This is a genomic window from Bacillus cereus group sp. BfR-BA-01382 (assembly GCF_022663475.1).
GTDB classification, from domain to species: Bacteria; Bacillota; Bacilli; order Bacillales; family Bacillaceae_G; genus Bacillus_A; species Bacillus_A thuringiensis_S.
In genome coordinates this window covers 44419-51346 of the sequence record NZ_JAKUFQ010000035.1, presented here as the reverse complement: position 1 = coordinate 51346, position 6928 = coordinate 44419, and the positions used below count along the sequence as shown (strand labels likewise).

Here is a 6928-nt window from a genome sequence, read left to right as displayed (position 1 = left end):
CTTTTCGTCTCTACTAATTTGTACTTTCCTACTGATAGATCTGAAACGTTTGCTTTTCCATCTTTATCTGTTACTACTTTTCTTACTACGCCATCTTTCTCATCTTGGACTTCAAATTCGACACCGGCTAATACTGCCCCGTTTTCTTTGTCCACTTTTGTAATTTCTATATTCCCTTTGTCTACCATTGCATTTTCCACTTGTATTGGGAATATGCCGTCCCCTGTTACATTTACTTCGAACTCTGTTTCTTTTAATTGGTAGCCTTCAGGTGCTTTTGTTTCTTTTAAAATATATTTTCCTGGTGCTAACGGTTTAGAGATTGCCTTACCATCTTTATCTGTAACAATATGTTCGACTACTACACCGTCTTTTACTATATCAAACTCTGCATTTTCCAATGGTTTTTCACCATTTTCCGAATCAATTTTCTTTACTTCAATTTGACCCTTTTGCATAGTATTTTTAATTTCAATTGTTTTTGTTTCTCCAGCTTGAAGTGTAACCTCTACTGGGCTTGTTAATTTTTGATATCCTTCTGGTGCTACTGTTTCATAAATTTTATACGTCCCAGGAGCTAAAGTTTGAGGTACTGAAAAACCTTTTTCGTCCGTTTTTAGTTTTGCAACAACTTCATTTGCACTATTTCGAACTTCAAATTCGGCACCTTTTAACCCTTTATTCGGATTCTCAGAATCTGTTTTATGAATCAATACTGTACCATCTTTTGGAGCTTCAGGCGGCGTAATAGTTACTTCTTTTGATGTTAATGTTTTATCATCAAAATGCAATTCCGCTTTATTAGGAATCTTCTTATCTACGTAAGAAGATAAGTCTGCATTATTTTTTATTTTCGCCTTGATACTGAGATTGATTATCTGGTCTTCATATGACTTATAGTCAAAACTCTCACCAAACGTAAATGTTACTTCACTTCTTTGTTTATCTATATTTAACGTTCCTTTAGAAGTAATATCTTGGCCATTTTGATCATACACTTTTGCCTCTAATACTTCTAAAACATCTTCTAAATCATCACTAATTACCATAGATGTGTATTTAGGAGGATCGTTCGGTATATGTGTACCAACTTGGTATTGAATAACTTGATCCATTTGTGTTAACTGCTCATTCTCTACAAGCTTGCCATTCTCATCAACTATATTTTTTTCAATGCTAGGTGGATTATTGTCACCTGAACCGGATCCTCCTCCACCACTTACAAATACTTGTCCTACTTTTTCTTCAGTTTTAATATTTTTACCTTCTAATTTCACAGTATTTTTATGAGGCTTTGCAGCAGGATTTGTAACCTTTGTTTTATATCTTAAAATATAACCTTTTGAACTGTCTGGAAACTCAATTGTAAATCCAGTCTTCGTTGCATTTATTTTAATGTTAGATAAATCTGCTGGCTTAATATTTGTTGGTGCATAACCATCTTCAAATACAGCCTCTTCTAATACTACGCTGTCTGTAATTAACTCATGCCCAGGTCCTAATGTATCTGTTAATTTAAGATCTTGCATTTCTGTTCCAGTTGCATTTACGTATACAAGCCAATCAGCAATTGAAGGATCTTCTTGATTATAAGAACCCCATTTCAATAAATTTTCCGTATTGGGCTGTGGCTTCGGTCTCTCTGTCGTATTATTTACACTTACTTCTTTATTGACGATTTGACCATCAACGTTAAATTCTAATGGAATTTCTTTAACACCATCATATGCTTCTAGACCAAAGTAGAATTCTACGAATAAAGAGCCTTTAATGTTATTCTTTCCTTCTACGTAATCACCCATAGTACACGTTAATAGACCCTTTTTCATCTCACATGTACCAACTGTTTTTCCTTCAGCATCTTTTAAAGGAAAACTCATATTCATAAGGTCTTTTCGAAACTCTTTTGGCATATCAATTGTGAATTGATCTCCACTTTTTATTTTTTCTTTAGCTGACCACTTCACTTCTACTTTCATACCATCTGAGGCTTGATACGGTTCAGATGTCGTGCCATCAGTACGGGAAATATTAATTTCGTCCACTGGACTTTTCATCACAGCAGCTTGAATAACTGGAGCCCACACATTCAGCACTGAAAATAATACTAGAAAAACTAATGAAACCATTGAAATATGCCTTTTAGTACTTTTCATTTGCATAGTTCCCTCCTATTTTTTATATTTATATAACAAAAAAAGACCGTCCGGTTGCATCAAAAATGTGCAACCAGACGATCTTAGTAACCAATATGTATTACCGTAGACTCTAAGCTTTGCGGCCTATCCTTTCGAATAGTGTGCTAAAAATATCTTTTATTCTTTTTTTGTTTCATTTTCCTCTTAAACCAAATATTACTATACCGTCTGGACGGTTATAATTCAATACTCTATAAAATTGTTCTATTTTTCTAATAAAAAAAAACAATTCACCACTACATTAAATAAGTAATGGTGAATTGTTTTCGCATTATATAGTTCGTATATTCTATTTATACGAATTATCAATAAGAGCTTGAATCACTTTTTCTCTTAACTCGGGGCTTAGTCTGCCAACCCCTAAATATTCCGAATACCATAATCCATCTGCTGCTAATCTAATAATTGTTGCACAAACTGAATCTATCTCATCGTTTTCTATATTCTTTTGCAGTTGCTGAAATGATTGTTGTAATGGCTCAAGTAATTCAGGTTTTAACATGAATGCTGCCATCATACTACTAGACAACTCTTCTGTTCTTCTCTCATTACTTAATCTTTCCTCTACAAAAGAGCGAACCCATCTCCCTTTCCTCTCTGAGTCTTCCGCTACTTTATTGTAAATAGCGCCCTCATAATCCTCTATCCCTCTGACTATCATACCTTCTATTAAAGCTTCTTTATTTGCAAAGTGATACAATAATCCACCTTTACTTACACCCGCCTCTTTTGCCACTGCTTCTAAGGTTAATTTAGCAACCCCTTTACATTGCACAATTTGAGAAGCGGCCGCCAAAATCTTTTGCCGCGTTATGCTGATACTCATTCCTTTTTAAAACCCCATTTCTACTAAATTTATATAAATACGAATCTTATTTTTAATATTGTTGATTACTACTAAGTATTTTCTTTATACAACAAAAGCTTCATTACCTTTGAATTTTTAGTTACTTATTCTATTAAAAATTTCCATATCATTCAATATGATAACATTAAATACACAAAGTCGACTATACATCTATACTTTTGTATTCATTCCTAATATATCCATCAATAAAATTTACCGATGTAGTCCTTCTTATTACTTTATAAGACGGCAGTAATTCTTTCAGCATTAAATAAAAAATGTTATTACTCCCATCGAATCGAGTAATAACATTTTACTTAACAAATTCGCGGCCAACTAGCATCCTTCACATCTTCACTAGTCGGTTTTCTAACTGATCCAATAAAGTGAAACTTTATATCCGCAACATGGACAGGTGTATTTCATTTTGTCACTCCATTATTAACTTGTTTTCCCATATATTCCGACTCACAAAGAATGTAACAGCACAAATCATAGTTATCCCTATGAAAAATGTATTAGAATCTTCATATGTAGTTGGAATGCCTACCGTTACGAAAACAATACTAAAAGCTAAAAATAGATATAATAATAAAGATATAATATAGCTTAGTTTAAATCGTAAAATGATACCTCTAAACAATAGCTCACCAAGTAGACAGCCACCTAAAATAATAGGTACTCCGAAATACAATGTAAGGACTCCCATTTGCGCAGTAGATTGAATTATCTTTCCAATTATGTTCGGCGAAACCAGCTCACTATCGTTTCCCATCCTATCATATAAATCAAGTGCTGTTGCTGAAATAAAGAAACTTAATATAGAAAATGAATACGGTATTAAAAATTTGCTCACTCTCATTCACCTCGCTTTTTTCTTTACATATATTATTCATTATTTCCTATCATTTTTACATAAAAAAATAACCCTCTATGATAAAACATAGAGGGAAGCATTTCTATATAAAAATCTATACCTTATCCTGAAGTGAATCCCGAAAATAGGACAAATATCAAAACACCTAAACCATCTGCTATCTGCTCCCTACATTCTTTAGGGTAGATAGTTTATATGTTTTATTAGAAAGTAGTGCTCTCTTTTTTATAATATTCTTTTGAAATCTCTTCATAAAATGCTGCCGATGTCGAGTAGAAATAAGGTACTAACCATAAGAAACCGATTCCTATAGTAAGAATACTTAATATGAACCAGCCTAAGAAACTTAAGCATAGTAAAAAGTAATCCATTTTATGTCCATTCATCATATGACGACTCTCAGTAATCGCTTGATTCGCTGTATATTCTGGATGATCATTCAAAATAAAATATGTCATAGAATAAGAAAATGATTTAATAATACCTGGAATAATAAGAAGTAATGTCCATAGAGTCAAGTATACATACATTAGTAAATATGTTAAAAACGACTTCATCAACTTACTTCCATCGCTAAACCATCTAAATATATGACCAATGCGAGCATCAGTCCTACGAATTGCATTTAAAACAAGATAATAGGCACCTATTGTTAATGGACCAATAACAAGCATTACAATAATACTTACTGTGAGTGAATCACTTGCTTCTTCCCAACCCCAAAATATCGAAAAAATACCTGTGGTTAGCATTTCAACAGCTCCAATAAGGATTCCAATTAATAAAGTTGCCCCTACCGCTAATCCCCATCTTCCTTTTAATGCATCAAGTGCTTCTCTTTTCAACTGACTTATCATATATAACCTCCTAATACTATTTATATTTTAGTATACCATTTATATCAAAAATTCCACAGATTCCTCTAAAATAGAAGAATATTACCTTTTTTCATACATATTAATACATGTGTGCTGTAGTTGTACTGCTCTATCACTTAAACCACTCATTTCCTTATAACAAAAAAAGCCTGCCCTTCATAATAGGCAAGCTTTCTCAAATTATTCCTCCCTCATTCTCTTCTTATACCAATCCTGCATTCTCTCCGCGTCTTCTACTCTCGTATGCTCTATTTTATAACTAGATGATGCACTAGAAAACTTATACGTACATAAATCCGCGCGGCGCTGGAAATATGATTGTGTCTTCTCCATTGATTGGACGTGTCTTCTTCTAATAAGTCCTGTGTATTTTCCGACGCTACGATAGACAAGTGTAATTTGTTCTCCGTTAACACTGTAACCATTTGTTTTAAATGTTGCGTATCCAAGTGTAAAGATAAGGATTGCGAGCGGAATTAATGCCCACATGATGAAGTGCTTTTCAGAGTATATACTTATTCCAAGAAGCGGGATTGCTAGCATTGCGAAGAAGATAAAACTATCAATGAGATAGCGGCGCAATGCTGCTTTTGGTAATGCAATAATGTTTGCATTCAGTTCGTATGGTAATTGTAAATGGGCGAGTAACTGTTGCACTCGATTTTTTCGAATGATAGGATGCAGTGTAACTTTTTCTTCTTTTCCCTCACTTTGAATGACTTCTACTTGCACAGCACAATAACCGAATGGTTGGCGTAAAATACTTTCTTTTATCGTAATACCTTGAATACGATGCAATTTTAGTACGAGCTCTTTTTTCTCAAGTAATCCTTGTGAAATGCGAACTTCGTCATTTCTTCGATTCACTGTGAAATCGCCATGTTTTAACGCGTAACCGATTGTAGATATAATCCAAGAAAGAACGAGTAAAATGGCTACCATGAAAATCCAGCCATATATATCATGTTCCATTACATACGACTTTACGCCATTCTCTATCCATTTCGGAATGTACTCATCTACTTGGTGATAAACGAAAAAGATTAAAGAGAATAATAGTCCAAATTGACCAGATGTAACAGATGCTAATAAAATCTCTTTCCAAGTTAATTTATATTCTGTCGTTTGTTTTTCCTCTGTAACAATTGCTTTTTCTACTACATTTTCTGTTGCTTCGTCTAACGTTCCTTCTGCTTTCACTTCTGGAGTTGGCTCATTTAGCAAAGCAATAAGCTCCGCCGCTTCTTCTGCCGTAATACCAGCTAAGCTAACTTCTGCTTCATCGCCCCCACCAGCTGTTTCAATCTGAATTTTTTTCAAACCGAGCATTTGATATAGTACGTTAGAACTTGTATTAATCGTTTGAACACGTTCTTTATTTAAGTAGCTCTCCTTTTTCACGAAGAGACCTTTTTTCACATGTAATACGTTATTTTCAACCCAATATGTTGTGTAATACCATTTTTCAAATGCTGAAAAAACGGTGAGTAAACCAAATGCTGCGGGAATTAAATACCAAAACGGGAATTTTCCGTTTAAGCTAAACATGAAAATAATGAGTGGTATAAAATCTGTTATTTTCAATTCTAATAACATCGTGATTGGATGCTGCCTCTTATACATCCTCATCACTCACTTTCGCTAATTCTGCGATTTTCGTTTTCAACATTTCTGCTTCATACATCGTTAAGCCTGGAATGCTGTGAGAAGTTGCTGCTGTTGAAATGTGTAATTCTGCTAATCCGTATTTTCTCATAATTGGTCCTTGTTCAATCGTAACGTGCTGCACACGAATCATCGGTACTAATACGCGCTTTACGACGAAAAGACCATGCTGAATTTCAAGTTCTTCTTCATTTAGTTGGTAGCTGTAATAACGTTGACGTAGTTTCGGGAATAAGAAGTACGAAAATGGCGCGAACACAACTGTTAGCCCAATCATCACATACAAAATCCACGCCCACCAATCAAACTTTATCATGAGGAAAAGGTAAGCTAAAATGACGAGTATACCGATCCCTTCTTCAATTACAGCACGAATTTTCCACACTTTGACCATGTCAGGGTTAATTTCATTTTTCAATGGATCCATGTAACCACTCCAAATCTAGTAATCTAATATACGAAT

General features: G+C 34.1%; 6 protein-coding genes and 1 riboswitch. All 6 genes read right to left on the bottom strand.

Features of this window, described 5'->3' with window-relative positions:
• Positions 1-2162: SpaA isopeptide-forming pilin-related protein (locus MR160_RS16040; protein ID WP_242297710.1), on the bottom strand; the 2162-nt coding region annotated here is incomplete at its 3' end.
• A 59-nt stretch (positions 2163-2221) separates the two neighbouring features.
• Positions 2222-2314: riboswitch (cyclic di-GMP riboswitch) on the bottom strand.
• Between the two features lie 173 nt (positions 2315-2487).
• On the bottom strand, positions 2488-3024 hold the full coding sequence (locus tag MR160_RS16035) for a TetR/AcrR family transcriptional regulator (RefSeq protein WP_000028014.1): 537 nt from the start codon (positions 3022-3024) through the stop codon (positions 2488-2490).
• A gap of 451 nt (positions 3025-3475) precedes the next feature.
• On the bottom strand, positions 3476-3901 hold the full coding sequence (locus MR160_RS16030; RefSeq protein ID WP_002083032.1) for a hypothetical protein: 426 nt from the start codon (positions 3899-3901) through the stop codon (positions 3476-3478).
• A gap of 224 nt (positions 3902-4125) precedes the next feature.
• Positions 4126-4779: a DUF975 family protein gene (locus tag MR160_RS16025; RefSeq protein WP_000625404.1), complete on the bottom strand. Its 654-nt coding sequence runs from the start codon at positions 4777-4779 to the stop codon at positions 4126-4128.
• A gap of 201 nt (positions 4780-4980) precedes the next feature.
• A complete protein-coding gene (locus MR160_RS16020) occupies positions 4981-6423 on the bottom strand; it encodes a PH domain-containing protein (protein WP_000278212.1) in 1443 nt (480 codons plus the stop codon).
• A complete protein-coding gene (locus MR160_RS16015; RefSeq protein WP_000371368.1) occupies positions 6416-6892 on the bottom strand; it encodes a PH domain-containing protein in 477 nt (158 codons plus the stop codon). The genes MR160_RS16020 and MR160_RS16015 overlap by 8 nt, the downstream gene beginning before the upstream one ends.
• Between the last annotated feature and the right edge of the window lie 36 nt (positions 6893-6928).

Coding starts and splice junctions, on each gene's coding strand:
- MR160_RS16035 (WP_000028014.1), bottom strand. CDS start 3,024: ATGAGTATCAGCATAACGCGGCAAAAGATTTTGGCGGCCGCTTCTCAA.
- MR160_RS16025 (WP_000625404.1), bottom strand. CDS start 4,779: ATGATAAGTCAGTTGAAAAGAGAAGCACTTGATGCATTAAAAGGAAGA.
- MR160_RS16020 (WP_000278212.1), bottom strand. CDS start 6,423: ATGTATAAGAGGCAGCATCCAATCACGATGTTATTAGAATTGAAAATA.
- MR160_RS16015 (WP_000371368.1), bottom strand. CDS start 6,892: ATGGATCCATTGAAAAATGAAATTAACCCTGACATGGTCAAAGTGTGG.